Genomic DNA, 25432 nt, shown 5'->3' on the forward strand with positions numbered 1-25432 from the left:
CATGGCTGACGTCAACAGCAACCCCGCCCAAGGCAAGAATGGCGGCCCCTCGATCGCCTCGACCGGCCCCGAGGACCAGACCAACAAGCCCGACAGCCAGAAAGGCGACGAAGCCAATCCGATCGGGATGAAGGAAAAGGGCCAGCAGCCCCCCAACGCCGGCCCCGGCGGCGAGAATCAGGGCGGCAAACAGCCCACCGATCCGGTTCAGAATTAGCCTTTGTTGTTAGCCCGAGCGGCTAATTCTGATCCTTGGCGGCGGCGTCGGACTTCGCGTCCAGCGCCGCCGTCAGCGCATCGAGCTTCTCGTGAAGCCGCATGATCTCCAGCTCGTTGCGAAGATTGACCTCATAATCGAGCTTTGCCGCGATCCGGTCCTTCTCGGACGATCGGTTCTGGCTCATCATGATGATCGGCGCCTGCACCGCCGCCAGCGTCGACAGGACAAGGTTGAGGAAAATGAAGGGATAGGGGTCGAAGCGCACGTCGAGCACCGCGGGCACCCCGGAATTGAGGAGCATCCAGCTCGCCAGCACGACCGCGAAGAAGATGATGAAGCCCCAGCTTCCCCCGATCGAGGCGACCTTGTCGGCCAGCCGGTCCCCGAAGGAGGCTTCCTCGGCAGCGAGCGCATTGGCATCGCGGCTGGTCAGGCGGCGGAAATGGACGAGGTCGAGAACGCGCGCTTCGGCGCGATTGACCTGGTCGATACTCTTGCCCAGCAGGTCGAGGGCAAGCTGGTCGACGGAACGGCGCGTGGTCTTCGGCATGGCATCCCCCTTGATACGCAAGGCGCTCAGCCTAGCACGGGATCCGCCGCCGTCACCTAATTTGCCATCTCCAACGCCTCGGCGATCAGCCGGCGCATATTGTCCACGCCATAAAGCGCGATGAAGCTGCCCATGCGCGGACCCTGCTCGGATCCCAGGAGCGTCTCGTAAAGCGCCTTGAACCAGTCACGCAGGCTGTCGAAGGGATAGGCCTTGCCCACTTCGAAGACGACGTTCTGGATATCCTCGCCCGCTGCATCCTCGGGCACCTTGGCAAGCGCTTCGTCGAGCGCTCTCAGTGCTTCGACCTCATGTCCTTCAGGAGCGCGCCGCTTGAGACCCGGCACCACGAAATCGCGCGCATAATTGACCGCGAGGCCAATCAGCTCGTCCAGTTCGGGATCGCTCTCGGGGCTCGCGCCAGGCGCGTAACGCTGCACGAATTTCCAAGCCAATTGCTTGTCCTGAACGCCCGGCAGGCTGACGAGGTTGAGCAGCAGCCCGTAGGTCAGCGGAAGGCCCTTTTCGGGTACGTCGCCGCCATGGATGTGATGCACCGGATTGCCCAGCCTCTTGTCGATCGGCTGGTCGCCATAATTGCCGCGGAACTGCCAATATTCATCAACCGCGCGCGGAACGAGCCCGAGGTGGAGATTCTTCGCTTTCTTGGGCTCGCGATAAAGATAGAAGGCAAGGCTCTCGCGGCTGCCATAGGTCAGCCATTCCTCCATCGACAGGCCATTGCCCTTCGATTTGGAAATCTTCTCGCCTTTTTCATCGAGGAACATCTCGTAGATGAGGCCCTCGGGTTTCTTTCCGCCCAGGACGCGCGCGATCCGGCCCGACTGCACACCGCTGTCGGTCAGATCCTTGCCATACATTTCATAATCGACGTCGAGCGCGACCCAGCGCATCGCCCAGTCGACCTTCCACTGGCACTTGGCCATGCCGCCCAGCGCCGACTGTTCGACGCGGCTGCCATCCTCGTCGGTAAAGGCGATCATGCCCGCTTCGGCATCGATCACTTCGACCGGCACCTGCAACACCCGCCCGCTCGTCGGCGAAATCGGCAGGATCGGCGAATAGGTCGCTCGCCGCTCCTCGCGCAGCGTCGGCAGCATGATGTCGAGAATGTCCTGGTTGCGGCGCAGCACGGTGCGCAGCGCTTCGTCGAACCCGCCCGAATTGTAGCGCTCGGCCGCCGAGACGAATTCATAGTCGAAGCCATATTGGTCGAGAAAGCGGCGCAGCATCGCATTGTTGTGATGGGCAAAGCTTTTGTGCCGCTCGCCGTCGAAGGGATCGGGGATGCGGCTCAACGGGCGCCCCAGATGCTCTTCCAGCATCTCGCGCTGCGGTACATTGTCGGGCACCTTGCGCAGCCCGTCCATATCGTCCGAAAAGGCGATGAGGCGGGTCCTGCCGTCCTCGGGACGCGCGCCGATCAGCTCCTCATAGGCGCGGCGCACCATGGTGGTGCGCAACACTTCGGTGAACGTGCCGATATGCGGCAGGCCCGAGGGGCCATATCCGGTTTCGAAGATGACCGGACCGTCCTTGCCCTCGGGATGGCGTTTGAGGATGCGGCGCGCTTCCTCATAGGGCCAGGCCTTGGAGGTGCGGGCTGCTTCCTGCAGCACGGATTCGGTCATTTCGGTCATGGTTCCGGCTGCTACGGACTGTCCCGCCGCAAGGCAAGGCGAAGCAGGCGTGGAACCCGATCGTTGTCGGTGCGTAAAGACCTCAAAAGGAGAGAGTATCATGTCTTCATCGGGTCTTTATTTCATCGGTTTCCTCATCGTGATCGCGGGCCTTGCCTATGGCGCGATGATGCTCGGCGTTCCCCCCGTCTGGATCGGCATCGGTGCTGCCATCCTCGTCGGTTTCGGACTGATGTCGACCATCACCAATACCAAGCGGCGCGAACCCCCCGCGGGCGAGGAAACGCGCACCACCACGACCACCACGGTCCGCGAGGAATAGGACGAACCGGGCAACTGCCCCGTTGCCCTTTCGTTCCGCTCGTTTCACTAAGGGGAGGTGGCCTCGCTTCCTGCCCTTCCTGCCCTTCATGCGACTCATGCCGGCATCTGGCGCGCCGCGCCCGATGGCGAAGTGCGCGCGCTGGGACGCGGCGAGGCGATTTCGCTTCTCGCCGATACCCCGCACATCCTCCTCAACGCCCCGCTGATCGGCGAACGGCTGGGCGCGCCCGAGATCTCGGGCCTCGATCTTCTCGAACTCTTCGCTTTCCTCCATCCCGCGCGCTTCGCGGTGCCCACCGTCGCGGGGATGGCGCGCGCCGCCGGGCTCGAACCGCCCGAAGATGACGCGGGCGCCGCGCCGCTCCTGCGTGTCATCGCGTCGCGCCTCCTGTCGCGCATGGAGGAGGAGGACTGGCCCGAACGCGAAGGCGCCTGGACCACCGCGCGGACGCTGCAACGCCATGGCTGGCCCTGGGCGCCGCTCGTCGCGGCGCGGCTCAAGACCCCGGCCGAGGCCGAACGCGCGCTCTTCAGCCGCCTTTCCGAATGGGAGGAAAATGCCGACCCCGTCCCGCCGCGCCACGCCACGGTGAGCGATGCCGACGCGCGCGAAAAGCTCGCTCGGCTGGTCGGCGAAGGCGCCGAGACGCGGCAGGGGCAGCAGGACATGGCAGGCGCGGTCGCGGGCATCTTCGCTCCGCGCGAAGAGCCGGGCCAACCCCATATGCTGCTTGCCGACGCCGGAACGGGGATCGGCAAGACGCTCGCCTATCTCGCGCCCGCCGCGCTCTGGGCCGACCGGTCGGGCGGCACTGCCTGGATCTCGACCTATACCAAGGCGCTCCAGCGCCAGCTCGATGCCGAGGGAAAGAGGCTCTTTCCCGACCGGGCGGAGCGCGAGCGCCGCATCGTGGTGCGCAAGGGGCGCGAAAATTATCTCTGCCTTCTCAATCTCGAGGACGCGATGCAGGGCGGCTTCGGGGGCCGCGCCGCGATCCTCGCCCAGCTGGTCGGACGCTGGGCGGCCTATAGCAAGGATGGCGACATGGTCGGGGGCGACCTGCCGGGCTGGCTCACCAGCCTGTTCCGCCGCGCGGGCGCGACCGCGCTCACTGACCGGCGCGGCGAATGCATCTATGCGGGCTGTCCCCATTTCCGCCGCTGCTTCATCGAAAAGGCCGAACGGGCGGGGCGCGAAGCCGATCTGGTGATCGCCAACCATGCGCTGGTGATGGTCAATGCCGCTCGCCAGAAGCCGGGCGCTCCCACGCGCATCCTTTTCGACGAAGGCCATCATCTCTTCGATGCCGCCGATTCGACTTTTGCCGCGGCATTGACCGGGCGCGAAGCGATCGAACTGCGGCGCTGGATCATCGGCCCCGAAGGCAAGTCGCGCGGGCGGCAGCGCGGGCTCGAGGCGCGGCTGATGGATGTGGCTTCCTATGACGAGGAAGGCGGCGCGGCATTGGGCGCGGCGGTCGAGGCGGCGCGCCAGTTGAACGGCGACGGCTGGCTGGCCCGCATCGCCGAAGGCGATCCCTGGGGACCTCTGGAAAGGCTCCTCGCCGCGGTGCGCTCTACCACCTATGCCCGCGCCAGCGCGCAGGACGCGGGCTATGGCATCGAAACCGAACTGGCCGAACCCGACGGCGCGCTGGTCGATGCCGCCGCCGAAGCGCTCGAAGCCATGGAAGCGATCGCCAAACCGCTCGCGATTCTCTCGCGGCGGCTCGAAGCCCTGCTCGAGGACGCGCCCGACTGGCTCGACGCGCAGGCGCGGGCGCGAGTCGAAGGCTCGATCCACTCGCTGGGCTGGCGGCGCGAAACGCTTGGCGCATGGATGGCGATGCTCGCGCGCATCGGGGGTCCGGTCGATCCCGATTTCGTCGACTGGCTGGCGATCGCCCGGGTCGAGGGGCGCGAATATGACATCGGGCTTCACCGCCACTGGCTCGATCCCACCCGTCCGCTCGCCAAGGCGGTGCTCGAACCCGCCCATGGCGTGCTCGTTACCTCGGCGACGCTGCGCAACGGGGGCGACTGGGACAGCGCTTCGGCGCGCAGCGGCGCGCTCCATCTTTCCCGTCCCGCCCGGACCTTCGAGGCGCAGAGTCCCTTCGACTATGCCGCCTCGACCGAGGTGCTGATCGTCAACGACCTGGGGCGCGGCGACATTCCCCAGCTCGCGGGCGCCTATGCCCGGCTGATCGAGGCGGCGGGCGGGGGCACCCTGGGCCTGTTCACCGCGATCAAGCGGCTGCGCGCGGTCCATGCCCGCATCGCCGACCGGCTGGCCCGCGCGGGGCTGCCGCTTTATGCCCAGCATGTCGATCCGATCGACACCGGCACGCTCGTCGATATCTTTCGCGACGATCCGCGCGCCAGCTTGCTCGGCACCGATGCGCTACGCGACGGGGTCGACGTGCCCGGCGACAGCCTGCGGATGGTGGTGATGGAACGGGTGCCCTGGGCGCGTCCCACCGTGCTTCACGGCGCGCGTCGCCTCGTCGGCGGCGGCAGCGCCTATGACGACAAGGTGGTCAAGGCGCGGCTGGCGCAGGCCTATGGCCGGCTGGTAAGAAGGGAAGGCGACCGGGGCTTTTTCGTGCTCCTGTCGGCGGCGACGCCTTCGCGCCTGCTCACGGCCTTTCCCGAAGGCGTGGCGGTGCATCGCCTGCCGCTCGACGAAGCGGTCGCCCGCGTCCGCGACGGTCTCGCCGCCACGCGCGAGAAGGAAGATGCGCCATGCCTGAACTCCTGATCCTGCGTCATGCCAAGTCCGACTGGGGCGATGACAGCCTCTCCGATTTCGACCGCCCCCTGAACAAGCGCGGCCGCCGCGATGCCCCGCGCATGGGAAAGGTCATCGCCCAGATCGGCGCCCCCGATCTCATCCTCGCCAGCCCTGCCCGCCGAGTCGTCGAAACCCTGGAAGGAGTGGCGGAAAACTGCGAAATTCCCCCGCCCCGCTACTTGCGCCAGCTATACGGTGCAGCAACCGCCGACCTCGTCACCATCCTCCGCGAAATTGCTCCCGGCACTCCTCGCGCGATGATCGCCGGTCACAACCCCGGCCTTCACTGGCTCGCTATGTCGCTCACCCGCGACGATCCTTCGGCGACAGTCCTCGCCGCCAAATATCCGACCGCCGCACTGGCGCATATTTCATTCGAAGGAGATTGGGACCGGCTCGGCGAATCGAGGGGGCGGCTGCTCCAGTTCACCCGCCCGCGCGATCTCTAGCCGTCGAGCGCGGCCTGCAACCGGTCACGCAGCGTCCGCAACCGTTCGAGCGGCACCGCCGGCGTGGCGAGCGGCTGAGCAGGAGAGGGCGGTTCGGCGGATTGTTCGGCGGAAGTGTCACCGCGATCTTCGCGCAGCGCCTTCTGCGCGCCCTTCACCGTATAGCCTTCCTCGTTGAGGAGCTGCCGGATCCGTTTGGCGATCGCGACATCGGCGGGGCGATAGTAGCGGCGGTTGCCCGCCCGCTTGAGCGGTTTGAGCTGCGGGAACTTGGTTTCCCAATAGCGCAGGATGTGCTGGGCGACCCCCAGCTCGTCGGCGAGTTCGCCGATCGTCAGAAAGGCGCCCGGCTCCTTGTCCATCAACCCGCGATCTTGTCGCGCATGATCTGGCTGGCGCGGAAGGTCATGACGCGGCGCGGCGCAATGGGCACTTCGACGCCGGTCTTGGGATTGCGCCCGATCCGTTCGCCCTTGTCGCGTAGGATGAAGCTGCCGAAGCCCGAAATCTTCACATTTTCGCCTTCGGAGAGCGAATGGCACATGTGAAAGAGGATGCGTTCGACGAGCGTCGCGCTTTCGGCGCGGCTCAAACCGAGCTTGGCGTGAACGACATCGGCAAGATCAGCGCGGGTCAAGGTCCCTGCTTCTTCCTTTTGCGAAACGGCAATCCCCGCATCGGCCATATCCAAATTCTCCCGCCCCTTTGGTCGGTCCGTTCACGGGACCGCGGTTAACTTTACTGGTCGGTCGAGCGCCGACGAGCGCGACTCTCGCCCAAAATTCCCTTTGTTTCAATAGCGAAGGGCAGCCGCCCCCCAGGTCAGCCCGCCGCCCATCGCTTCCATCACGACGAGATCGCCGCGCTGGATGCGGCCGTCGCGTACTGCTTCGTCGAAGGCGAGCGGCACCGAGGCAGCCGAGGTGTTGGCATGCTTGTCGACGGTCATCACGACCTTTTCGGCCGGAAGGCCAAGTTTGCGCGCGGTAGCATCGAGAATGCGGGCATTGGCCTGGTGCGGCACCACCCAGTCGACTTGCTCGATACTCAATCCCGCCGCGCCGAGCGTCTCGTTGAGCACGTCGGCAAGATTGACCACCGCGTGGCGGAAGACTTCGCGCCCGCGCATCCGCAGGTGGCCCACGGTCTGCGTGGTCGAGGGTCCGCCGTCGACATAGAGGAGTTCATTATGTTGGCCCGCGGCATGCAGCTTGGTCGAGATGATGCCCTCGGCCTCTTCGCTGGCCTCGAGCACCAGCGCGCCCGCGCCGTCGCCGAACAGCACGCAGGTCGCGCGGTCGTCCCAGTCGAGAATGCGGCTGAAGGTCTCGGCGCCGATGACCAGTGCGCGCCTGGCATTGCCTGCGCGCAGCATCGCGTCGGCGACGGTGAGCGCATAGAGAAAACCGGTGCAGACCGCCGCGACATCGAAGGCGATGCAGTCGACGATGCCCAGATTGTCCTGCACGCGAGTCGCAGTGGCGGGGAAGGTCTGGTCGGGCGTCGCGGTGGCAAGCACGATGAGATCAATGCTGCCTGCCTCTATGCCCGCGGCCTCGAGCGCGCGACGCGCCGCGTCGGTCGCCAGCGTCGAGGTGGTCTCATCCTCGCCCGCGATATAACGCTGGCGGATGCCCGTGCGCTCGACGATCCATTCGTCGGACGTGTCGACGGTCTTTGCCAGTTCGGCATTGGAGACGCAGCGTTCGGGCAGCGCGCTTCCCGAACCGAGAATGACCGAACGGGTCAACGTTCGTCCCCGGGGAAGGTGTGCGCGCGGAAATTGTCCAGATCTTCGGAAATCTTGCGCGTAATGTCGTTACGAACCATCGATGCGGCCACTCCGATCGCGTTGGCCACGCCCTTGGCATTGGCCCCGCCATGCGATTTCACCACCAGCCCGTTGAGGCCGAGGAACACCGCACCATTATGATTATTGGGGTCGAGATGCACCTTCAGCAAGTGCAGCGCGGGCTTGGACAGTGCAAAACCTGCCTTCGAGCGGATCGAGGAGGTAAAGGCGCGGCGCAGGAGGTCAGTCACAAAGCGCGCGGTGCCTTCGGCGGTCTTGAGCGCGATATTGCCCGAAAAGCCGTCAGTGACGACCACGTCGACATCGCCGCGCGACAATTTGTCGCCTTCGGTGAAGCCATCGAAGCGCATCGGCAAATAGTCGGCTTCGCGCAGCAGGCTGGCGGCTTCCTTGAGTTCGCCCGTGCCCTTGAGTTCCTCGGTGCCGATGTTGAGCAGCTTTACCCGCGGGCGTTCGATCTCGAGCACGGTGCGGGCATAGGCCGAGCCCATCACCGCGAACTGCACGAGGTTCTGGGCATCGCACTCGGTATTGGCGCCGAGGTCGAGCATGACAAGATCGGTTTCGCCGAGCGTCGGCAGAAGCGCCGCGAGCGCGGGGCGGTCGATGCCGGGCATGGTCCGTAGCGCTAGCTTGGAAATCGCCATCAGCGCGCCGGTGTTGCCGCCCGAAAGGGCCGCATGGGCGCGTCCATCCTTCACGGCATTGATCGCCATGCCCATCGAGGTCGCCTTGGCGCGGCGGATCGCCTGGCTGGGCTTCTCGCTCGCCTCGATGGCGTCGGCGGTGTGGAAGATCGAGGCGCCCTTGAGGGCGGGATGCCGAGTGATCTCGGGCGCGATCTCGGCTTCGTCGCCGTAGAAGTCGAAATGGAGGCTGGGGTCCTTGGCACGCGCGATCGCGGCCCCGGCGATCTTGATCGCCGGACCGTCATCACCACCCATGGCGTCGATCGCAATGCGGGGGTTGGCAGTCACCTGAGGACCCCGCAGCCCGCTTAGTCTTCCGGAGCGATAATTTCGCGGCCGTTATAGTGGCCACAGGCATCGCACATGTTGTGCGGACGCTTCAGTTCGCCGCAGTTCGGGCATTCCTGGAATGCCGCGGGGCTGAGCGCGTGGTGGCTACGGCGCATGTTGCGCTTGGAAGGCGTGGTTTTTCTCTTAGGGACGGCCATGACGGCACCTTAGCTGTAGTGAACCAAAAAAATTTGCGACCGTCCGCGCCCATTGCCGTCGGGAAAACCCCGAGGGCGGCGCCGGATTGTCGCTATGCCCGCGCTCTATAGCGAAAAAGCGTGGCCTTGCAAGCGTTCAGGCGCGGGCGAGGACCTGGTCTGCCACAAAGGGATTGCTTGCCCGTTCCTGCCCGAAGGTGGACATCGGCCCATGTCCGGGCACGAAAGCGGTGTCATCGCCCATCGGCCACAGTCGCTCGACGATGGAATCGAGAAGGTCCTGGTGATTGCCCATCGGAAAGTCGGTGCGCCCGATCGATCCCTTGAACAGGACGTCGCCGACCAGCGCCAGCTTCGATTCGGGGTGGTGGAACACGACATGGCCCGGCGTGTGGCCCGGGCAGTGGCGCACCTTGAAGGTAAGTTCGCCGACGATCACCTCGTCGCCATCGACGAGCCAGCGGTCGCTTTCGAAAGGCTTGCCGGTCACACCGTATTTGCGGCCATCATCCTCGAGGCGGGCGATCCAGAAGCGGTCGTCTTCATGCGGCCCCTCGATGGGAAGGCCCAATTCCTCGGCGAGGATCCCTGCCGAGCCGCAATGGTCGATATGGCCGTGGGTGAGGATGATCTTCTCCATCTTCACCCCGGTCTGCTCGATCGCGGCCTTGAGCTTGTCGAGATCGCCGCCCGGGTCGCACAGCGCCGCCTTGTTGGTACGGGTGCACCAAAGGAGCGTGCAATTCTGCTGGAGCGGCGTCACCGGGATGATGGCGGCCTTCAGGGGCGGATTGTCGGTCATGGGGGCGGAGTTAGTCGTCCATGTCCGGATTGCCAAGCGCGGGCGGCAGGTCGGCCATGTCGGCCGCGACCTTTTCGGCAGCGCGGAGCGCGCGCAGGAAATTGTCGCCTGCCAGCCCCTTCAGCTGGGCGTCACTCCAGCCCCTGGCCATGAGTTCGGCGAAGAGATTGGGATAATCATCGACCGAATCGAGATGGGGGATGGTCTGGCTGATCCCGTCGAAATCGCCGCCAATGCCGACATGGTCATGACCCGCGACGCGCGCGATATGGTCGATATGGTCGGCGACGCGGGCGACCGATGTCTCGGGGCGTGGATGGGCGGCTTCCCAGGCTTCGAGTCCCTTGGCCCTGGCGTCGGGATCGCCGGTGTGAAGCGAAGCGAGGCGCGCTTCCTCGGCGTCCTTCGCGGCGTTCCAGTGCCAGACCGCATCCTCGATGAAGCTGGGGACGAAGGTGACCATCACCACGCCGCCATTGTCGGCAAGCCGTTCGAGCACGCTGTCCGGAACGTTTCGCGGGTGAGCCCCCACGCCGCGCGCCGAGGAATGGCTGAAGATGACCGGAGCGCGGCTGGTGTCGAGGGCGTCATGCATCGCGGCTTCGCTGACATGGCTCAGGTCGACGAGCATGCCGATGCGGTTCATCTCCCCGATGACGGTCTTTCCGAAGTCCGAGAGGCCGCCATGTTTTGGATCGTCGGTGGCGCTATCGGCCCAGCCGGTGGTGCGGCTGTGCGTCAGCGTCATGTAGATCGCGCCCAATTTGCGGAACTGGCGGAGCGCGGCGAGATTGCCGCCGATCTGGTGGCCCCCTTCGATCCCGACCAGCGAGGCGATCCGCCCCGAGGCATGGACCGCCTCGATCTCGTCGGCCGTGCGTGCCCAGGCCAGCGTGTCGGGATAGGTCGCGACCAGCCGGTCGGCGATGTCGATCTGTTCGAGCGTGGTGCGGACCGCGGCATCGCCGGTCACGCTCGCCGGGATATAGACCGACCAGAGCTGCGCGCCGACGCCGCCGGCCTTCAAGCGCTGCATGTCGGTCATGAGGTCGGGCTCGGCATCGAGCTCGTCGACCGAAAATTCGCGTTTTCCGCGAACCGCCCAGGGCAGGTCGTTATGGCCGTCGACAAGCGGCGTCTCCGCGAGCAGCCGGTCGATCCGGGCCGCGGTCTCGGGGGCAAGCGGGGACTGTGCGGCAAGACTGGCCGCGATGATGAAATCAAGCATTCGACAGGCTCCTATTCGGCGAGCAGCACCTTTTCCCAGAACATCAGGCTCGTCCAGAACTGATAGTCGCGGTTTTCCTTCTTTCGGAAGCCATGGCCTTCATTCTCGCCGACGAGATACCAGACTTCCTGCCCGTTCGCGCGGACGCGCTCGACCAGCTGGTCGGCCTCCGACTGGGGCACGCGCGGATCATTCGCGCCCTGGATGACGAACAGGGGATCGTCGATCTCACCGATTCGGTTGAGCGGCGAGATTTCCTCGAGCTTGGCACGCTGTTCGGGATCGCGCTCGTCGCCATATTCGGCCCGGCGCAGGTCGCGGCGATAGTCCTGCGTATTTTCGAGGAAGGTGACGAAATTGGATATGGCGACATTGCACAGAGCGCCATCGACCTGGTCCTTGTAGCGGATCGCGCTGGCGTAGCACATGTAGCCGCCATAGCTGCCGCCGGTGACGCCGATGCGTTCGGCATCGATCGCCGGGTCGGCCCCCAGCGTGTCGAGAAAGGCGCCGATGTCCTTGACGCTATTTTCGCGGAGGAAGGGGCCGTTATCGAGCGCGACGAAGCGCTTGCCGAAGCCCGAGGAACCACGGACATTGGGATAGAAGAGCGCGATCCCCAATTCGTTAAGATAATAGTTGCTCGACCCGCGGAAGCCCGGGCGGAACTGGCTCTCGGGGCCGCCATGGATGCTCATGATGAGCGGGCGGGCGCCAGGGAATTTGGCGGGATCGGGACGGTAGAGATAGCCGGTCACCGCTTCTCCGTCGAAGCTTGCCGTTTCGATGAGTTCGGGCTCGACGTTGAGCTCGGGATCGAGGCCGCCGGTCTCGCTCTTGGTCCAGCGGGTCACCTCGAAGCTGTCGGGGTCAATCGAATAGGCATCCGAGGGGCTGCGCGCCGAGGTGAAGGTGAAGCCCAGGGGACCCCAGGGGGCGAATTCGAGGCTGCTGATGAGGCCCGGCGGAAGCGTGTCGACGCGCCGCTCCTCGCCGGTCGCAATGTCGTAGAACCAGAGCTGGCTCGAGCCTTTCTCGTTGGTGACGACGGCGAGCGTGTCGCCTTCCTCGTCGAGCGCGATGGAGGTGATTTCCCAGCCGCCGAAATCGCCCTTGGGGGTGAATGTGCCGTCATTGCGGTCGAGCGTGCCGACGCGCTTGATGTCCGAGCCCACGTCGGCAGTGACCCAGAGGGTGCCATCGGGCGCTTCCTCGAAGCCGCCGAAGGCTTCGTCGGGCGCAGGGTCGCGCAGCGGGACGAGTTCGCCCGACGCGAGGTCGAGCGAGTAAAGGTCCATGTTGGTGATCGAGATGTAGCGGATGATCAGCAGCTTGGACTTGTCGCGGCTGAAGCCGCCCGGAAACCAGCCGACGCCCGGCGCTTCATAGACCATGCGCGCACTCGACGGGTCGCGCGGGTTCATGACGTAGATGTCGCCAAGCTTGCCCGTGCGCTTGGTCGAGGAAAAAGCGATAAGTTCGCCATCCTCGCTCCAGCCGCCGAGGCCGTTGCGGCTTTCGCCATCGGTGAGCAGTTCAAGCTGTCCGTCGTCCCAGCGATAGAGCTGGGCGAATTCGCTGCCGCCTTCGTCCTTGGAGATGACGATGGTGTCGCCGGTGGGCGAGACGCTTCCGCCCACAGGTTCGGCCTCGAAGGTGAGCTGCTGGCGGGCGCCCATCGGCATGGCCACGCGGTGCAGCTGGCTGACATTGCCGAAGCGGGTGGAAATGAGCATCGATCGGTCGCTCGCGTCCCACCCGCCGAAGCCCGCGGTGCGATATTCGAGATAGGGCCGGGTCTTGGCGGCGAGCGCATCGGGGACCGGCGGAATGTTGCTGGCGGTCAGGGCGGCGGGCTTGGGCACTTCGGCAAGCGCCTGGCTCGATACGGTCAGGAGCAGCGCGCCCAGCGCCGCATTCATCGCGGTCCTCATTCAATCTCTCCCTGTTTTGCGGGGCCAAGCCAAGCAAAGCAGGGGAGCGGTGGCAAGGGTGCGGCCAGCCGCTCGTCGAAAACTTGCCGCGAAGGGCGCGGGTCGGCAATAGCGGCGGGGATGCTGATCCTGTTCGACGATGCACGGCCCGGCGCCAAGGGGCCCTTCCGCCTTTACCGCGCGCCGCGCACGGTCATCCGCGCGGACCATATGGATGAAGTGCGCCCTGCGCTCGCCCGGCTTCGCGAAGCCTTGAAGGACGGCGGCCATGCGGCAGGTTATCTTGCTTATGAAGCGGGATATGCGCTCGACGAGAAGCTGGCCCGACTGGCCCGCAAGGGCGCCGGACCGCTGGTCTGTTTCGGAATTTTCGACGCGCCCGAGATGATCGGGCCCGCCGAGCGCGACCGGCTGCTTTCCGGAGCGGGTTCGGCATCGCTGCTTCCTCCCGAGCCGCGGGTCACGAAGGTCGACTATCAGGCAGCGGTGCGCACCGTCCGCTCGCAGCTTCTCGCGGGCGAGCATTACCAGGCCAATCTCACTTTCGGGAACGACGTGCTGACGGGCGGCGATCCGCTGGCGCTCTATGTGCGCCTGCGAAAAGGCGCGGCGGCGGCGTGGGGCGGAGTGTTGGTGCATGAGGATGGCGCGCTGGTGTCGCTGTCGCCCGAGCAATTCTTCACCCTGAAATCGGGACGCATCCATGCGCGGCCGATGAAGGGAACCGCGCCGCGTCACCAGAGCCCCGAAGCCGACCGGATGCAGGTCGAGATGCTGGTGGCCGACGAAAAGCAGCGCGCCGAGAATCTGATGATCGTCGATCTTTTGCGCAACGATCTGGCGCGGGTCGCCGAAACGGGCAGCGTGTCGGTTCCCCGCCTCTTCGCGATCGAACATTATCCCACGCTGCACCAGATGGTCAGCGACGTGAACGCGACCCTGCGGAGCGGGCTCGATGCGGTCGACATCATCGAGACGATCTTCCCCTGCGGCTCGGTTACCGGCGCGCCCAAGATCGCCGCGATGGAGAAATTGCGCGAACTCGAGCCTGAACCGCGCGGCGCCTATACCGGCTCGATGGGCTGGATCGAGCCTCCGTCGAGCGATGGCAAACCGGGTGATGCCTCCTTCAACGTGCTCATAAGAACAATCGAGATCGTGCCCGATGCGCCACAGGCGCGGCTTGGATTGGGGTCGGGGCTTGTGGTCGACTCCGAACCGGAGGATGAGTGGGCCGAGTGCCGCTTGAAGGGTGAGTTTGTGACGGCTGTATCGCGTGACTTCGACCTGATTGAAACGATGCGTTACGATCCCAGCGACGGGATCGCCGGGCTGGAAGCCCATCTCGAACGGATGATGAAAAGTGCCGCGGCGCTGGGCTTTGCCTTCGACCGCCACGAAGCGCGGAACGAGTTGCAGGCCGCGACCTTCGGCAAGCCCGATGCGCGGCTGGTGCGCTTGATGCTCAGCCCCTCGGGGGCGATGGCGATCGAACTTCGTCCGTTCGACCCGCCCTCATCACAGCCGCTTGCCGTGACGATCGCGCCGCGATCGGTGCGCGCGGACGATTTCCGCCTGCGTTTCAAGACCAGCGACCGCCATTTTCTCGACAGCGCGCGGAAGGATGCGGGAACGCCCGAAGTGTTGTTCGAGGACGAGGAAGGTTATCTGACCGAGGGAAGCTGGACCAACCTGTTCGTCGAGAAGGACGGACATCTCGTGACGCCGCCGCTCAAGCGGGGGCTGTTGCCGGGCATCCTGCGCGCCGAACTGTTGGCGAGCGGACGCGCGGTCGAAGGCGACGTGCGGCGCGAGGATCTGTCGGGCGGCTTTCATGTCGGCAATGCCGCGCGCGGCCTGATGCCCGCCCAGCTCGCCTAGGCGGCGATCGGAAAACGCAGAAGCCGGTCCGAGATCGCGACCAGCGCCGAGGCCTCGCTGCCGACCGCTGCCAGGATGGCGGGATGGTTCGCATCGAGCCCGCCCGTCAACGCGCCATAGGCCGGCAATATGAGCTTGGTGTCGGTCGCGACGAAGCAGCGACGCGAGACCCTGCGCCCCCGCGCCTTGACCCGCAGCTTGGGATGGAAATGCCCCGACATCTCGGGGCGCGGTTCGCCGGGCATTGCCTCGTGGCGAAGGACGATGCCTACGAGCAGCGCTTCCTCGACCACGCGGCCACCGCAATGGTCGATCATCCCCGCATCATGGTTGCCGGTAATCCATACCCAATCCACCTCTCCCGTTAGCCGAGTGAGGGTGGCACGCGGCCGGTCGGGCAGGCGGTCGCAGCCGAAACGGTCGTGGAAGCTGTCGCCGAGGCAGTAGACCGACGATGCGCGGCTGGCAGCGATATCCTCCTCGACGAGCGCGAGAGTGGCATGGCTGTCATAGGGAGGGAGCATCTGGCCGAAGCGAGCGAACCAGCTCGCCTTTTCGAGATGCAGGTCGGCAATGAGCAATGCGCCGGCGTCGGGCCAGAACAATGCACCGCTTCTCAAGACGAGAAAATCGTGACCTGCGAACGAAAGGGGAACCATGTCCTTTCCATAAACAGGCCAGGCCCTTCATTCCAAATGATTTATGACATGATCGCGCAGCGCCCGCGCATCGTAGAGCGCGTTGTGCGGCACTTCGCTGTTCGCGGCGGTCGAAAATCCCGACAGGTTCATCAGTTCGAGGGTGAGGGGCGGGACGCTGACCATCCGGCCCGGCCCGGTGACGAGCAACATCGAAAGTTGCGCCAGATCCTCGGGCCAGTCGGCGCAGACATGGGGTTCGGGATCGTGCGCCAGATAAGCGGCGAGCGCATGGGCGGCATCCTCGCGGCGCATCGGTTCATGCTTGAGGCCTTCGGGCACGTGCGAGAGGTAGGGAATGACATGCCGCTCGACCCAAGGGTCGGTGATCGGATCCACCTGGAGAATGGCGTAGAATTCCTCGTCCCCGTCGTCGGGAACGAGTGCGAGGCTTAAAAGGGCGCCGCCGAAGCCGTCATATTCGGTGTCGCAGAAATAGCGCATCGCGCGCTTGTGGACGTGGGCGGAAGCCGAGTCGAGTCCGGTAGGGAATCAGGCGGGCGGCTGGAAGACGGGGCGCGGCTCGCATTCGCGGTCGCGCTTTCGCGCTTTCCTGCAGGTCTTTTCCCACTTGCGCAGTTCCTTGCCGTGGCGTTCCTCGGCCTTGCGCAGCTTTCTCCCCCGCTTCTGGTCGGCCTCGGCCTGGCTGGTGGTGGCGATATCGACTACCTCGCCCGCAATATCGACGGGAAGGGTCACGACATCGACGGCGGTGTCGACGACCTGCCCGACGACGCAGCCGGACAGGAAAGGGGCGATCAGGAGTAGGGAAAGGGTACGCATCACAAAAGCCTGCCTAGCCGACAAGCATGCAACAGTGGTGGAAAATCAGTCGAGGCGCATCGCCTGTGCGACCAGATCCTCTTCGGCGGCGACCAGCAGCGCTTCGTCGGCCGAGCCGCCGGGAGCCTGTTCGCGCCCGATATTGACCATCAGCGGAACCGCCATCGGTGTCACCCGCTCGGCCGCGACATGAATCATGGTCTCGGCGGCCCTGTCCACCAGCCGGACGAGCCGGCCCAATTCGGTCATCCGCGCCCGTGCATCGTCCCAAGCGGCGCGTAGGAGAAGATGTGAGGGCTCATATTTCTTCAGGACGTCATAGATGAGGTCAGTCGAAAAGCTGACCTGCTTACCGGTCTTGCGCTGGCCCGGATGCTGCCGTTCAACGAGACCCCCGATGACCGCGACTTCCCGGAAGGCGCGGCGCAGCAAGTGCGATTCCTCGACCCATTCGCGAAACTCTTCCTCGAGAATGTCGGGTGAGAAAAGCGGCCGAGGGTCGGCCACCGGCTCGATCGAGCTGATCGCGAGCGCATAGTCGTTGGCCACCCAGCTCATCGGCTTCAGGCCCGCTTCGTCCATCCGCTTGGTCACCAGCATGCCGAGCGACTGGTGCGCGTTCCAGCCCTCGAAGCTGTAGATGCACATGTAATGATGGCCTTCGTGGGGGAAGGTTTCCACGAGGAGTTCGTGCGGTTCGGGCAGGAGCGAGCGGCGCGACTGGACATCGAGCCATTCGCGCACATCGTCGGGAAAGCGGCGCCATTGCGTCGGGTCGGCGAGAAATTGCCGCACCCGCCGGGCAAGATGGGTGGACATGCTCATCCGTTGGCCGCCGTAGCTGACGATGCGGCCTTCCTTTCGCGAGGCGCGGACGAGGATGTCGCTGTCCTTGAAGCCCTCGACCTCGAGGCTCATGCCCGAGAAGAAAAAGGCATCGCCGATGCTGAGCGTCGAGCCGAAGCTTTCCTCGACCCGTCCGATGTGGCGCCCGTTGCGGAAGCGCAGGTCCATCATGACATTGTCGACGATCACCCCGGCATTGAGGCGGTGCCGGGCCGCGACCTTTGGCGTTGAAATGCGCCACTTGCCGGGACCGGTTTCGACCAGCCGCCGATATTTATCATAGGCCTTGAGCGCATATCCGCCGGTTGCGTTGAGTTCGAGAACCTTGCGCCAGGTCTCCTTGTCGAGCGAGGCATAAGGCGCGGCGGTGCGGATCTCGGCGAGCAGTTCGGCCTCGTCGAACGGGCCTGCGCAAGCGACGCCCATGACATGTTGGGCAAGCACATCGAGCGCGCCTGGGCGGAAAATCTCGGGATCAAGTTCGTCGTCGGCGATCGCGTCGAGGCAGGCGCGTGCTTCGAGATATTCGAAGCGGTTGCCCGGGACGATCATGCCCTTGCTGGCTTCGTCGAGACGGTGGTTGGCGCGGCCCACTCTCTGCAGGAAGCGCGACGAGCCTTTGGGACTGCCCATCTGGGCGACCAGATCGACATTGCCCCAGTCAAGGCCCATGTCGAGACTGGCGGTGGCGACGAGCGCGCGCAGCCGTCCTTCGGCCATCGCCGCCTCGACTTTTCGCCGCGCCTCGATCGAAAGGCTGCCGTGGTGGACGCCGATGGGCAGTTGCCTGTCGTTCACCGACCAGAGATCCTGGAAGATGAGCTCGCACAAGGAGCGGGTGTTGCAGAAGATGATCGAGGCATCGTGCGCCTCGATGAGGTCCATCACTTGCCGGGCGGCATAGCGACCCGAATGGCCCGCCCAGGGGACGCGATCCTGTGGCGTGAGGATCGAGAGTTCGGGAGTCGCGCCGGGCTCGCCCCGCACAAGCGCCACGCTATCGATGTCGCCGTCGGTCGAGAGCCAGCCGCGATAGGCGTCGGGATCGGAAATGGTCGCCGAAAGCCCGATCCGCCGGACTTCGGGCGCGAGCCGCTGGAGCCGCGAGAGGGCAAGGCTGAGAAGGTCGCCGCGCTTTTCCTTGGCGAAGGCGTGAATCTCATCGACGATGATCGTCTTGAGGCCCGCGAACATCGTCTGCGCCTCGGGGTAGGAGAGAAGAAGGCTGAGACTTTCGGGGGTGGTGAGCAGCATCTGCGGCGGGCGGCTGCGCTGGCGCTGCTTGCGGTTGGAGGGCGTGTCGCCCGATCGCGTCTCGACCCGGATCGGCAGGTCCATTTCCTCGATCGGAGTGAGGAGATTGCGCTGGACATCGACCGCCAGCGCCTTGAGCGGCGAGATGTAGAGGGTGTGCAGCCCTTCCAAGGGACTGTCGATGAGGTCGATGATCGAGGGAAGGAAGCCCGCGAGCGTCTTGCCCGCGCCGGTCGCGGCGACGAGCAGCACGTCCTCGCCCTTTCGGGCGGCATCGACCATGGCAAGCTGGTGTTCGCGCAGGCGCCAGCCGCGCCCCGCGAACCAGTTTTCAATGACGGGAGGTAGGGACGGGCTCAGGCCTCGTCCTCACGCTTTTCGGCGGCCTCATGCTCCTCTTCGTAAAGCTCATGCGTGGCGCGCTCGGTCCGCTCGACCGGGATGTCGCTTTCCTTGTTCTTTCGGATCACGAACAGGTAAACGACAAGGAGCGCAATGACGCCGACGATGGCGATGGTGGCAAGTGCGTTGGGCATGAAACTTCTCCTTACATTTGTCGGTCATGCCGGGAACTTGCCGGCCTCTCACACACTATAATGCGGTAATGCCCCGCTTGGGTTCATGGATCGAGCCTTTTCCCGAAGGCATCTACGTCAAGCCGGCCGATGCGTGGGTGGATCCCTCCGAAGCCAAGGCGAAGGCGCTGGTGACGCACGGCCATGCCGATCATGCCCGGGGCGGGCATGGCGAGGTGTGGGCGACGCCCGAAACGCTGGCGATCATGGGCGTGCGCTACGGCCAGCAGACCGAGCGGCCGGTCGAGACCGGCGAAGTGATGCGCATCGGCGAAGTCGATGTAAGCTTCATTCCGGCGGGCCATGTGCTGGGATCGGCGCAGATCCTTCTCGAATATCAGGGTGAACGGGTGGTGGTGTCGGGCGATTACAAGCGCCGGCCCGACCCGACCTGTGCGCCTTTCGTCGTCACCCCATGCGACATCTTCATTTCGGAGGCGACCTTCGGGCTTCCGGTGTTCCGCCACCCGCCCACCGAGGCCGAGATCGACAGACTGCTAAAGCGGCTGCATGACGAGCCCGACCGTTGCGTGCTGGTCGGGGCCTATGCGCTGGGCAAGGCGCAGCGGGTCGTGAAGGAACTGCGGCTGCGCGGGCATGACCAGATGATCTTCTACCATGGCGCGATGGAGCGGTTGTGCCATCTCTACGAGGAACTGGGCGTGTCGCTGGGGCCGCTTCGGTCGGTGGCGGAGGCAAGCAAGGACGAGATGCGCGGGCATATCGTGATCTGTCCGCCGGGCGCGCTCAACGACCGCTGGTCGCGCCGCTTGCCCGATCCGATCACCGCGATGGCATCCGGCTGGATGCGGATCCGCCAGCGCGCGCGCCAGCGCAATGTCGAGCTGCCGCTGATGATCTCGGACCATGCCGATTGGGACGAATTGACCGAGACGATCCGCGAGGTGGCGCCCGAGGAAGTGTGGATCACCCATGGGCGCGAGGACGCGCTGATGCGCTGGTGCATGCTCAACCAGATCAAGAGCCGCGCGCTGCACCTCGTGGGGCGCGAGGACGAGGACGATTAGAGTCTAGCTTCGGGTGATCCCGAGCTTGCCCAGTTCTTCGTCGATCTGGGCGACGAGGCGGGCGAGCGCGCCTTCGTCCTGCGCTTCGGCGCGTGCGGCGAGCACGTCCTCGGTATTGGAGGCGCGGAGAAGCCACCAGCCATCGCCATTGGTGACGCGCGCACCATCGGTATCGTCGATATCGACTCCTTCGGCGCGCAGGTTGGCCAGCAGCCTCTCGATCACCGCGAACTTGTCCTGGTCGCCGACCGCGAAGCGCATTTCGGGCGTGGCCACGGCGCGCGGCATGGCGTCGCGAAGTTCGGCCAGGCTTTGGCCGCTTTGATGCACCGCCTCGATCAGGCGTACCGCGGCGTAGAGTGCATCGTCGAACCCGTACCAACGGTGCCCGAAGAAGATGTGGCCGCTCATTTCGCCCGCGAGCGGAGCGCCGGTTTCGGCCATCTTGGCCTTGATGAGGCTGTGCCCCGTTTTCCACATCAAGGGCTGTCCGCCGAGCGCGGCGACATAGTCGAAAAGAGTGCGGCTGGCCTTGACGTCGGCGATGATCGTCGCGCCCGGCAATTCCTTGAGCACCGGTTCGGCAAGCAGCATCAGGATCTGGTCGCCCCAGAGGATCCGACCCTTGCCGTCCACCGCGCCGATCCGGTCGCCGTCACCGTCGAAGGCCACGCCGAAATCGAGCTGCTTGTCGCGCGCGAGCTCTTGGAGCGCCTTGAGATTGGCGGGGACGGTCGGATCGGGATGGTGGTTGGGAAAGCTGCCATCGACCTCTGTATAGAGAAGGTGATGCTCGCCCGGCAGGCGTCGGGTCAGTTCCTCGATCGCGGGGCCTGCCGCGCCGTTGCCGGCATCCCAGCCGATGCGGAAAGCACCTCCGCGGAAATCCTCGACCAGGCGATCGGCATAGGCCGTGCGGACATCGGCGTCATCGACACTCCCGGCGCCCTCGGGCCAGTCGCCTTGGGTGGCGATGCGGCCGAGATGCACGATATCCTCGCCATGCACCGATGCACCGCCGAGCAGCATCTTGAAGCCGTTGTAGCTGGCGGGGTTATGGCTTCCGGTGACATGGATCCCGCCGTCTACATCGAGCGTGGCGGCGGCGTAATAGAGCATCGGCGAGGGACCGAGGCCGATCCGGATGACATGCATCCCACCTTCGACGAGGCCGCGCACGAGCGCCTTTTCGAGCATCGGGGAATGATCGCGCCCGTCGCGCCCGACAGCGATCCGCCTGGCTCCTCGCTGGCGGGCCATGGAGGCGAAGGACCGTCCCAGCGCATAGGCATCCTCGCTGCCCAGCGTGTCGCCGACGACCCCGCGAATGTCATATTGACGAAGGATCGCCGGAGCGAAACGGTGCGCCATGCCCGTCAGGCCACCAGCGGAGACCGTTCCGCGAGGCCCGGAATGTCGAGCCCCGAAATCATTTCGCGCAATTCCTGCCGAGCGGTAACATGGGCGATCTGCACTTCCCCCATCTGTTCGAGATCGAGCAATGTGAGGCCCTTGGGAAAGAGTTCGCGGAAGATCACGCGTTCGGAAAGGCCCGGAATCACCCGGTAGCCGACGCGGCGCGCGAGCTCGTTGAGCGCCGCGCCGACGCGCCGCAGATTGTGGCTGTCGATATGTTGGAGGCGGTTGCGCAGCACCACCCAATCGACGCTTTTGCCGGTGGCCTGGGCGCGCCGTTGCCGGCTGTTCCAGATCAGTTCGGCATAGAAGCTGGGGCGTGCAATCTTGTAGGTGTCGGGGTCCACCTGGCCGATGAGATCGAGATCGACGAAACTGTCGTTCATCGGCGTGACCAGCGTATCGGCCTTGAGGATCGCGGCCTTGGCGATGTCGTCGTCGCGGCCGGGCGTGTCGATGATCACCACATCGGCGTTGGCGGCAAGCTGCTGGACCGCGGCCTCGAACTCCTCGACGGTGCGGCCCTCGAGCACGGCATAGCTGGCGTGCGGCAGGTCGACGTCAAGCCGGTTCATGGTCGCGGTGCGATTTTCGAGATAGCGCGTCATCGTGCGCTGCCGTTCGTCAAGGTCGAGCGCGGCCACGCGATAGCCCGATGCGGCCAGCGCGATCGCGGTATGGACCGCAGTGGTCGACTTGCCCGTCCCGCCCTTTTCATTGGCGAAGATGATGAAATGCGGCTGGCCCATGGCCTTTCACTGCCCCCCGGTATAACTCGTCCTTCTCAAATCTCTATCGGAGGGCGCACCCCCGTGCAAATCATTCGTGGATTGAAGGGCTTGGGCGGCGCAGTCGATGCCCTCAAGGCCGGAGGCCGGCTGGCGATGGTGCCGACCATGGGCGCCTTGCACGATGGCCACCTCGCTTTGGTCGAGGCGGGACGCGAGAAAGCAGGCCGAGTGATGGCGTCGATCTTCGTCAATCCACTCCAGTTCAACGACAAGGATGATCTCGACCGCTATCCCCGGCAGGAGGAAAGCGATGCCGAAAACCTCTATGCGGCGGGCTGTGACCTGCTGTGGATCCCTTCCGCCGACGATCTCTACCCCGAAGGTTTCTCAACCAGTGTGAGTGTGTCGTGCCTCACCGAGCGGTGGGAAGGCGCGCACCGTCCCGGCCATTTCGACGGCGTGACCACGGTGGTCGCCAAACTGTTGATCGCCGCACGGCCCGACATGGCGATTTTCGGCGAAAAGGATTTCCAGCAACTGGCGATCATCCGCCGGATGGTGACCGACCTCGGCTTGCCGGTCGAGATAGTCGGCCATTCCACGATCCGCGCCGCAGACGGGCTGGCACTGTCATCTCGCAACGCACTTCTCGGTGCCGAAGAGCGGAAGTCGGCTCCGGCGCTAGCGCGTAGTCTCGAAGAGGCCGCCGAGCGCATTCGCGACGGCGAAACGCCCGCCAAAGTCCTTGCCGAGGCCAAGGCGAAGGTGAGCGAAGCGGGTTTCGGGCCGATAGACTATTTGGCCTATGTCGATGAAGCCACGCTGGAACCGCTGGAGAAACGACGCGGGGGAAGTAGGCTGATCGCGGCGGCTTTCCTCGGAAAAATCCGCCTCATCGACAATTTGCGTGTCATTTAGGACACGCCATCCGGATCATGGATAATTTGCGTTAACCATTTGTTCGGACCTCGCCGCGAAATCTGGGTTCAACGGATTTCAAGGGGGAAGAAAAATGGCGATCAGTCAAAAAAATGCGCAGTTCATGATCGAGGCCCGGCTGGCCGACGCCGAGCGGGGCGACATCGATGCATTGTTCGAATTGGGCGTGACCTATTCGACGGGTCGTGGCGGCGCGGAAGTCGACCTGGTCGAGGCGCACAAATGGTTCAATCTCGCCGCGCTGAACGGTGACACCCGTTCGCAGCACTGCCGCGCCGAAATCAGCGTCGAGATGACGGCGCGCGAAATTTCCGAGGCCCAGCGCCAGGCGCGGGCATGGCTCGCTGCCAGCGGCACGATGCACCAGGGTCGCGCAGCCTGATTCCTTCGCCGAGGATCGACGGGCGGGGCGCATGGTGGCCCCGCACCGCCTTTCATTCATTCCTTAGCGAACGACGACCGTCACGGCACGACGGTTCTGCGCCCAGGCGCTTTCATCCGAGCCCACCGCGACCGGGCGCTCCTTGCCCCAGCTCAGCGTGGTCAGACGGCTTTCCGGAACACCCTGGCTCATCAGATACTGCTTGGCGGCATTGGCGCGCCGTTCACCCAGAGCGAGGTTATATTCGCGGGTGCCCCGTTCGTCGGCATGACCTTCGATCGAGGCGCGCACCGTCGGGTTGGCGAGCATCCAGCGCGCCTGGGCTGCGAGCGTGGCCTTGGCCGGGCCATCGAGCAGGCTTTCGTCGGTCGCGAAATAGACCGTGTCCGAACCCGCATTCGCAATCAGATCGGCCTGAGCGCCAGGCAGTTCGACCAGATCGACTTCGTCATCGGCATCCCCCGTGGGCGCCGTCGCCGGGACATCGCTGGTGGCCGTATCGACCGCCTTGTCCTTATTGGCACAAGCGCCGAGCGTGAGAGCCAGCGCGCCGATACCGGCAATCGCAATATGACGCATATTCATTCTCCCTAAGAAACCGATTAATCCTTCAACGGTGACCAGCTGGGATCGGATCCACCCAGCGGGGTCGGCAACAGACGCGCACTCCCGCCCCCGACGGGGACGGCATAAAGACTGGCTTCACCGCTACCGCGGCGCGTGCGGTGAAACATCACGAACTGCCCATTGGGGGCCCAGCTCGGACCCTCGTCCTGCCAGCTGTTGGTGAGCAGCCGCTCGCCCCGTCCCGACGCGCTCATCACTCCGATACGGAAGGCGCCGCCGCCGATACGGGTGAAGGCGATGAGATCGCCGCGCGGACTCCAGACCGGGGAGGCATAGCTGCCGCCGCCGAAGCTGATGCGCCGCTCGCCGCTGCCATCGCTATTCATCACGTAAAGCTGCTGCGAGCCCGAACGATCGCTCTCGAAGACGATCTGGCGACCGTCGGGCGAGAAGCTCGGCGAGGTATCGACGCCCGGCGCCGTGGTCAGACGGCGGGGTTCCCCTCCGCGAGCGGGGACGATGTAGATGTCGCTATTGCCGAAGGTGCCCATCGAGAAGACGATGAAGCGGCCGTCGGGCGAAAAGCGCGGCGCGAAAGTGAACGCGGTGCCCGGCACCAGCAACCGGTCCTGGCCGGTCGCAAGATCGAGCACGCGGGCACGGGCGCGGCGGCCCTTGTAGCTCATATAGACGAGCTGCGAGCCGTCGGGCGAGAAGCGCGGAGTGACAACGGTATCGGCGCCATCGGTGAGATAGCGATGGTTCGAACCGTCCGAATCCATGATGGCGATGCGCTTCACCCGCGCATTCTTGGGGCCGGTTTCGGCGACATAGACGATGCGGGTGTCGAGGAAGGCGCCTTCGCCGGTAAGACGGGTGTAAACGACGTCAGCGCATTTGTGCGCGGCGCGGCGCCAATCCTGTGCGGCGACGGAAAAGCCTTCGCGCGCAAGTTCGCGGCGCGTCACCGTGTCGAACAGATAGCAGCCCACCGTGATCCGGTCGCCGCCGCGCGATTCGACAAAGCCCGAGACGAGCGCGGAGGCCCCGGCTCGCCGCCAGTCGTCGAACGTGGGATCGGTGACTTCGTCGAAGTCGAGGCCGCGAAGGCCCACGGGACCGATGGGAGTAAGAACGCCGGTCAAGCGAAGATCGGAAGCGATGACCTCGGAAATCGAACGCGAAAGCGCGACGGTGTTGCCCGCGCTGGTTTCCTGCGGGCGAGGCACCGCCATGGTCGGCACCGCGACGGGCTGATTGCCCTGTTGGCCGCCGATGACATCGACCTCGAGCGGAGGTGCATCGCTATCCTGCGCGAAGGCGGCGGCGGGCCAGAGCACGATGGCGAGGAAGGCGGCGATGAGCTTGGACATGGGTGGG

General features: G+C 65.1%; 27 protein-coding genes. 8 read left to right on the forward strand and 19 right to left on the reverse strand.

Annotated features, from left to right (window positions below):
* The first annotated feature begins 1 nt into the window (after position 1).
* A complete protein-coding gene (locus FHS50_RS00185; RefSeq protein ID WP_183932348.1) occupies positions 2 to 217 on the forward strand; it encodes a hypothetical protein in 216 nt (71 codons plus the stop codon).
* Between the two features lie 22 nt (positions 218 to 239).
* Here FHS50_RS00185 and FHS50_RS00190 read toward each other — a convergent pair whose 3' ends face one another.
* Together FHS50_RS00190 and FHS50_RS00195 are read right to left on the reverse strand one after the other, a co-directional pair.
* Complete coding sequence (locus FHS50_RS00190; protein WP_183932349.1) at positions 240 to 770, reverse strand: DUF1003 domain-containing protein; 531 nt, start codon at positions 768 to 770, stop codon at positions 240 to 242.
* Positions 771 to 826: 56 nt separating this feature from the next.
* The gene (locus FHS50_RS00195; protein ID WP_183933816.1) at positions 827 to 2422 is read right to left on the reverse strand and encodes a lysine--tRNA ligase; all 1596 of its coding nucleotides are present in this window, start codon (positions 2420 to 2422) and stop codon (positions 827 to 829) included.
* Between the two features lie 109 nt (positions 2423 to 2531).
* On the opposite strand from FHS50_RS00195, the gene FHS50_RS00200 reads away from it, so the two are divergent.
* The 3 genes from FHS50_RS00200 to FHS50_RS00210 are packed head-to-tail and all read left to right on the forward strand — an operon-like array spanning position 2532 to position 5998.
* Positions 2532 to 2753: a hypothetical protein gene (locus FHS50_RS00200; protein WP_183932350.1), complete on the forward strand. Its 222-nt coding sequence runs from the start codon at positions 2532 to 2534 to the stop codon at positions 2751 to 2753.
* A gap of 57 nt (positions 2754 to 2810) precedes the next feature.
* The gene (locus tag FHS50_RS00205) at positions 2811 to 5516 is read left to right on the forward strand and encodes an ATP-dependent DNA helicase (protein ID WP_183932351.1); all 2706 of its coding nucleotides are present in this window, start codon (positions 2811 to 2813) and stop codon (positions 5514 to 5516) included.
* Positions 5501 to 5998, forward strand: coding sequence for a SixA phosphatase family protein (locus tag FHS50_RS00210; protein ID WP_183932352.1), 498 nt, complete (start codon positions 5501 to 5503; stop codon positions 5996 to 5998). Before FHS50_RS00205 ends, FHS50_RS00210 begins: the two co-directional genes overlap by 16 nt.
* On the opposite strand, the gene FHS50_RS00215 is transcribed toward FHS50_RS00210, so the two are convergent.
* The 8 genes from FHS50_RS00215 to FHS50_RS00250 all read right to left on the reverse strand — a co-directional run bounded on the left by FHS50_RS00215 (position 5995) and on the right by FHS50_RS00250 (position 12952).
* Positions 5995 to 6360 carry a MerR family transcriptional regulator gene (locus FHS50_RS00215; protein ID WP_183932353.1) on the reverse strand — a complete coding sequence of 122 codons (366 nt, stop codon included), beginning with the start codon at positions 6358 to 6360 and terminating at the stop codon, positions 5995 to 5997. The genes FHS50_RS00210 and FHS50_RS00215 overlap by 4 nt on opposite strands.
* The gene (locus FHS50_RS00220) at positions 6360 to 6683 is read right to left on the reverse strand and encodes an integration host factor subunit alpha (protein WP_183933817.1); all 324 of its coding nucleotides are present in this window, start codon (positions 6681 to 6683) and stop codon (positions 6360 to 6362) included. Before FHS50_RS00220 ends, FHS50_RS00215 begins: the two co-directional genes overlap by 1 nt.
* Before the next feature lie 108 nt (positions 6684 to 6791).
* A complete protein-coding gene (locus tag FHS50_RS00225) occupies positions 6792 to 7748 on the reverse strand; it encodes a beta-ketoacyl-ACP synthase III (RefSeq protein WP_183932354.1) in 957 nt (318 codons plus the stop codon).
* A complete protein-coding gene (gene plsX, locus FHS50_RS00230) occupies positions 7745 to 8788 on the reverse strand; it encodes a phosphate acyltransferase PlsX (RefSeq protein ID WP_183932355.1) in 1044 nt (347 codons plus the stop codon). The genes FHS50_RS00225 and plsX overlap by 4 nt, the downstream gene beginning before the upstream one ends.
* A gap of 20 nt (positions 8789 to 8808) precedes the next feature.
* On the reverse strand, positions 8809 to 8988 hold the full coding sequence (rpmF, locus tag FHS50_RS00235) for a 50S ribosomal protein L32 (protein WP_183932356.1): 180 nt from the start codon (positions 8986 to 8988) through the stop codon (positions 8809 to 8811).
* Positions 8989 to 9124: 136 nt separating this feature from the next.
* Positions 9125 to 9790 carry an MBL fold metallo-hydrolase gene (locus tag FHS50_RS00240; protein WP_281376300.1) on the reverse strand — a complete coding sequence of 222 codons (666 nt, stop codon included), beginning with the start codon at positions 9788 to 9790 and terminating at the stop codon, positions 9125 to 9127.
* A 10-nt stretch (positions 9791 to 9800) separates the two neighbouring features.
* Positions 9801 to 11018 (reverse strand): dipeptidase, encoded by a 1218-nt coding sequence (locus tag FHS50_RS00245; protein WP_183932357.1) that lies wholly within the window; start codon positions 11016 to 11018, stop codon positions 9801 to 9803.
* An 11-nt stretch (positions 11019 to 11029) separates the two neighbouring features.
* Positions 11030 to 12952: a S9 family peptidase gene (locus FHS50_RS00250; RefSeq protein ID WP_183932358.1), complete on the reverse strand. Its 1923-nt coding sequence runs from the start codon at positions 12950 to 12952 to the stop codon at positions 11030 to 11032.
* Positions 12953 to 13072: 120 nt separating this feature from the next.
* On the opposite strand from FHS50_RS00250, the gene pabB reads away from it, so the two are divergent.
* Positions 13073 to 14833, forward strand: coding sequence for an aminodeoxychorismate synthase component I (pabB, locus tag FHS50_RS00255; RefSeq protein WP_183932359.1), 1761 nt, complete (start codon positions 13073 to 13075; stop codon positions 14831 to 14833).
* Here the strand turns inward: pabB and pdeM are convergent.
* Genes pdeM through FHS50_RS00280 form a run of 5 tightly spaced genes read right to left on the reverse strand, consistent with a single transcriptional unit; the run spans position 14830 to position 18950 of the window.
* Positions 14830 to 15492 (reverse strand): ligase-associated DNA damage response endonuclease PdeM, encoded by a 663-nt coding sequence (gene pdeM / locus FHS50_RS00260; protein ID WP_183932360.1) that lies wholly within the window; start codon positions 15490 to 15492, stop codon positions 14830 to 14832. The two genes, pabB and pdeM, sit on opposite strands and share 4 nt — an antisense overlap.
* Positions 15493 to 15519: 27 nt before the next feature.
* Positions 15520 to 15975, reverse strand: coding sequence for a hypothetical protein (locus FHS50_RS00265; protein WP_183932361.1), 456 nt, complete (start codon positions 15973 to 15975; stop codon positions 15520 to 15522).
* Between the two features lie 48 nt (positions 15976 to 16023).
* Positions 16024 to 16314 (reverse strand): hypothetical protein, encoded by a 291-nt coding sequence (locus FHS50_RS00270; protein WP_183932362.1) that lies wholly within the window; start codon positions 16312 to 16314, stop codon positions 16024 to 16026.
* 45 nt (positions 16315 to 16359) lie between these two features.
* A complete protein-coding gene (locus FHS50_RS00275) occupies positions 16360 to 18774 on the reverse strand; it encodes a ligase-associated DNA damage response DEXH box helicase (RefSeq protein ID WP_183933819.1) in 2415 nt (804 codons plus the stop codon).
* Complete coding sequence (locus FHS50_RS00280; RefSeq protein WP_183932363.1) at positions 18771 to 18950, reverse strand: hypothetical protein; 180 nt, start codon at positions 18948 to 18950, stop codon at positions 18771 to 18773. Before FHS50_RS00280 ends, FHS50_RS00275 begins: the two co-directional genes overlap by 4 nt.
* 68 nt (positions 18951 to 19018) lie before the next feature.
* On the opposite strand from FHS50_RS00280, the gene FHS50_RS00285 reads away from it, so the two are divergent.
* The gene (locus FHS50_RS00285; protein ID WP_183932364.1) at positions 19019 to 20017 is read left to right on the forward strand and encodes a ligase-associated DNA damage response exonuclease; all 999 of its coding nucleotides are present in this window, start codon (positions 19019 to 19021) and stop codon (positions 20015 to 20017) included.
* A gap of 3 nt (positions 20018 to 20020) precedes the next feature.
* Here FHS50_RS00285 and pgmG read toward each other — a convergent pair whose 3' ends face one another.
* Together pgmG and FHS50_RS00295 are read right to left on the reverse strand one after the other, a co-directional pair.
* Positions 20021 to 21388 (reverse strand): phosphoglucomutase/phosphomannomutase PgmG, encoded by a 1368-nt coding sequence (gene pgmG, locus FHS50_RS00290; RefSeq protein WP_183932365.1) that lies wholly within the window; start codon positions 21386 to 21388, stop codon positions 20021 to 20023.
* Between the two features lie 5 nt (positions 21389 to 21393).
* Positions 21394 to 22182, reverse strand: coding sequence for a division plane positioning ATPase MipZ (locus tag FHS50_RS00295; protein ID WP_183932366.1), 789 nt, complete (start codon positions 22180 to 22182; stop codon positions 21394 to 21396).
* Between the two features lie 63 nt (positions 22183 to 22245).
* On the opposite strand from FHS50_RS00295, the gene panC reads away from it, so the two are divergent.
* Positions 22246 to 23082 (forward strand): pantoate--beta-alanine ligase, encoded by an 837-nt coding sequence (panC, locus tag FHS50_RS00300; RefSeq protein WP_183932367.1) that lies wholly within the window; start codon positions 22246 to 22248, stop codon positions 23080 to 23082.
* Positions 23083 to 23176: 94 nt separating this feature from the next.
* Positions 23177 to 23485 carry a sel1 repeat family protein gene (locus FHS50_RS00305; RefSeq protein WP_183932368.1) on the forward strand — a complete coding sequence of 103 codons (309 nt, stop codon included), beginning with the start codon at positions 23177 to 23179 and terminating at the stop codon, positions 23483 to 23485.
* A 63-nt stretch (positions 23486 to 23548) separates the two neighbouring features.
* Here the strand turns inward: FHS50_RS00305 and pal are convergent, their stop codons facing one another.
* Positions 23549 to 24064: a peptidoglycan-associated lipoprotein Pal gene (gene pal, locus FHS50_RS00310; protein WP_183932369.1), complete on the reverse strand. Its 516-nt coding sequence runs from the start codon at positions 24062 to 24064 to the stop codon at positions 23549 to 23551.
* Positions 24065 to 24087: 23 nt separating this feature from the next.
* The gene (tolB, locus tag FHS50_RS00315) at positions 24088 to 25425 is read right to left on the reverse strand and encodes a Tol-Pal system beta propeller repeat protein TolB (RefSeq protein ID WP_183932370.1); all 1338 of its coding nucleotides are present in this window, start codon (positions 25423 to 25425) and stop codon (positions 24088 to 24090) included.
* Between the last annotated feature and the right edge of the window lie 7 nt (positions 25426 to 25432).

Origin of the sequence: Sphingomicrobium lutaoense (assembly GCF_014195685.1) — a bacterium.
In the GTDB taxonomy this organism is placed as follows: domain Bacteria; phylum Pseudomonadota; class Alphaproteobacteria; order Sphingomonadales; family Sphingomonadaceae; genus Sphingomicrobium; species Sphingomicrobium lutaoense.

Coding starts and splice junctions, on each gene's coding strand:
- FHS50_RS00185 (WP_183932348.1), top strand. CDS start 2: ATGGCTGACGTCAACAGCAACCCCGCCCAAGGCAAGAATGGCGGCCCC.
- FHS50_RS00190 (WP_183932349.1), bottom strand. CDS start 770: ATGCCGAAGACCACGCGCCGTTCCGTCGACCAGCTTGCCCTCGACCTG.
- FHS50_RS00195 (WP_183933816.1), bottom strand. CDS start 2,422: ATGACCGAATCCGTGCTGCAGGAAGCAGCCCGCACCTCCAAGGCCTGG.
- FHS50_RS00200 (WP_183932350.1), top strand. CDS start 2,532: ATGTCTTCATCGGGTCTTTATTTCATCGGTTTCCTCATCGTGATCGCG.
- FHS50_RS00210 (WP_183932352.1), top strand. CDS start 5,501: ATGCCTGAACTCCTGATCCTGCGTCATGCCAAGTCCGACTGGGGCGAT.
- FHS50_RS00215 (WP_183932353.1), bottom strand. CDS start 6,360: ATGGACAAGGAGCCGGGCGCCTTTCTGACGATCGGCGAACTCGCCGAC.
- FHS50_RS00220 (WP_183933817.1), bottom strand. CDS start 6,683: ATGGCCGATGCGGGGATTGCCGTTTCGCAAAAGGAAGAAGCAGGGACC.
- rpmF (WP_183932356.1), bottom strand. CDS start 8,988: ATGGCCGTCCCTAAGAGAAAAACCACGCCTTCCAAGCGCAACATGCGC.
- FHS50_RS00240 (WP_281376300.1), bottom strand. CDS start 9,790: ATGACCGACAATCCGCCCCTGAAGGCCGCCATCATCCCGGTGACGCCG.
- FHS50_RS00245 (WP_183932357.1), bottom strand. CDS start 11,018: ATGCTTGATTTCATCATCGCGGCCAGTCTTGCCGCACAGTCCCCGCTT.
- FHS50_RS00250 (WP_183932358.1), bottom strand. CDS start 12,952: ATGAGGACCGCGATGAATGCGGCGCTGGGCGCGCTGCTCCTGACCGTA.
- pabB (WP_183932359.1), top strand. CDS start 13,073: ATGCTGATCCTGTTCGACGATGCACGGCCCGGCGCCAAGGGGCCCTTC.
- pdeM (WP_183932360.1), bottom strand. CDS start 15,492: ATGGTTCCCCTTTCGTTCGCAGGTCACGATTTTCTCGTCTTGAGAAGC.
- FHS50_RS00265 (WP_183932361.1), bottom strand. CDS start 15,975: ATGCGCTATTTCTGCGACACCGAATATGACGGCTTCGGCGGCGCCCTT.
- FHS50_RS00270 (WP_183932362.1), bottom strand. CDS start 16,314: ATGCGTACCCTTTCCCTACTCCTGATCGCCCCTTTCCTGTCCGGCTGC.
- FHS50_RS00280 (WP_183932363.1), bottom strand. CDS start 18,950: ATGCCCAACGCACTTGCCACCATCGCCATCGTCGGCGTCATTGCGCTC.
- FHS50_RS00285 (WP_183932364.1), top strand. CDS start 19,019: ATGCCCCGCTTGGGTTCATGGATCGAGCCTTTTCCCGAAGGCATCTAC.
- pgmG (WP_183932365.1), bottom strand. CDS start 21,388: ATGGCGCACCGTTTCGCTCCGGCGATCCTTCGTCAATATGACATTCGC.
- FHS50_RS00295 (WP_183932366.1), bottom strand. CDS start 22,182: ATGGGCCAGCCGCATTTCATCATCTTCGCCAATGAAAAGGGCGGGACG.
- FHS50_RS00305 (WP_183932368.1), top strand. CDS start 23,177: ATGGCGATCAGTCAAAAAAATGCGCAGTTCATGATCGAGGCCCGGCTG.
- pal (WP_183932369.1), bottom strand. CDS start 24,064: ATGCGTCATATTGCGATTGCCGGTATCGGCGCGCTGGCTCTCACGCTC.
- tolB (WP_183932370.1), bottom strand. CDS start 25,425: ATGTCCAAGCTCATCGCCGCCTTCCTCGCCATCGTGCTCTGGCCCGCC.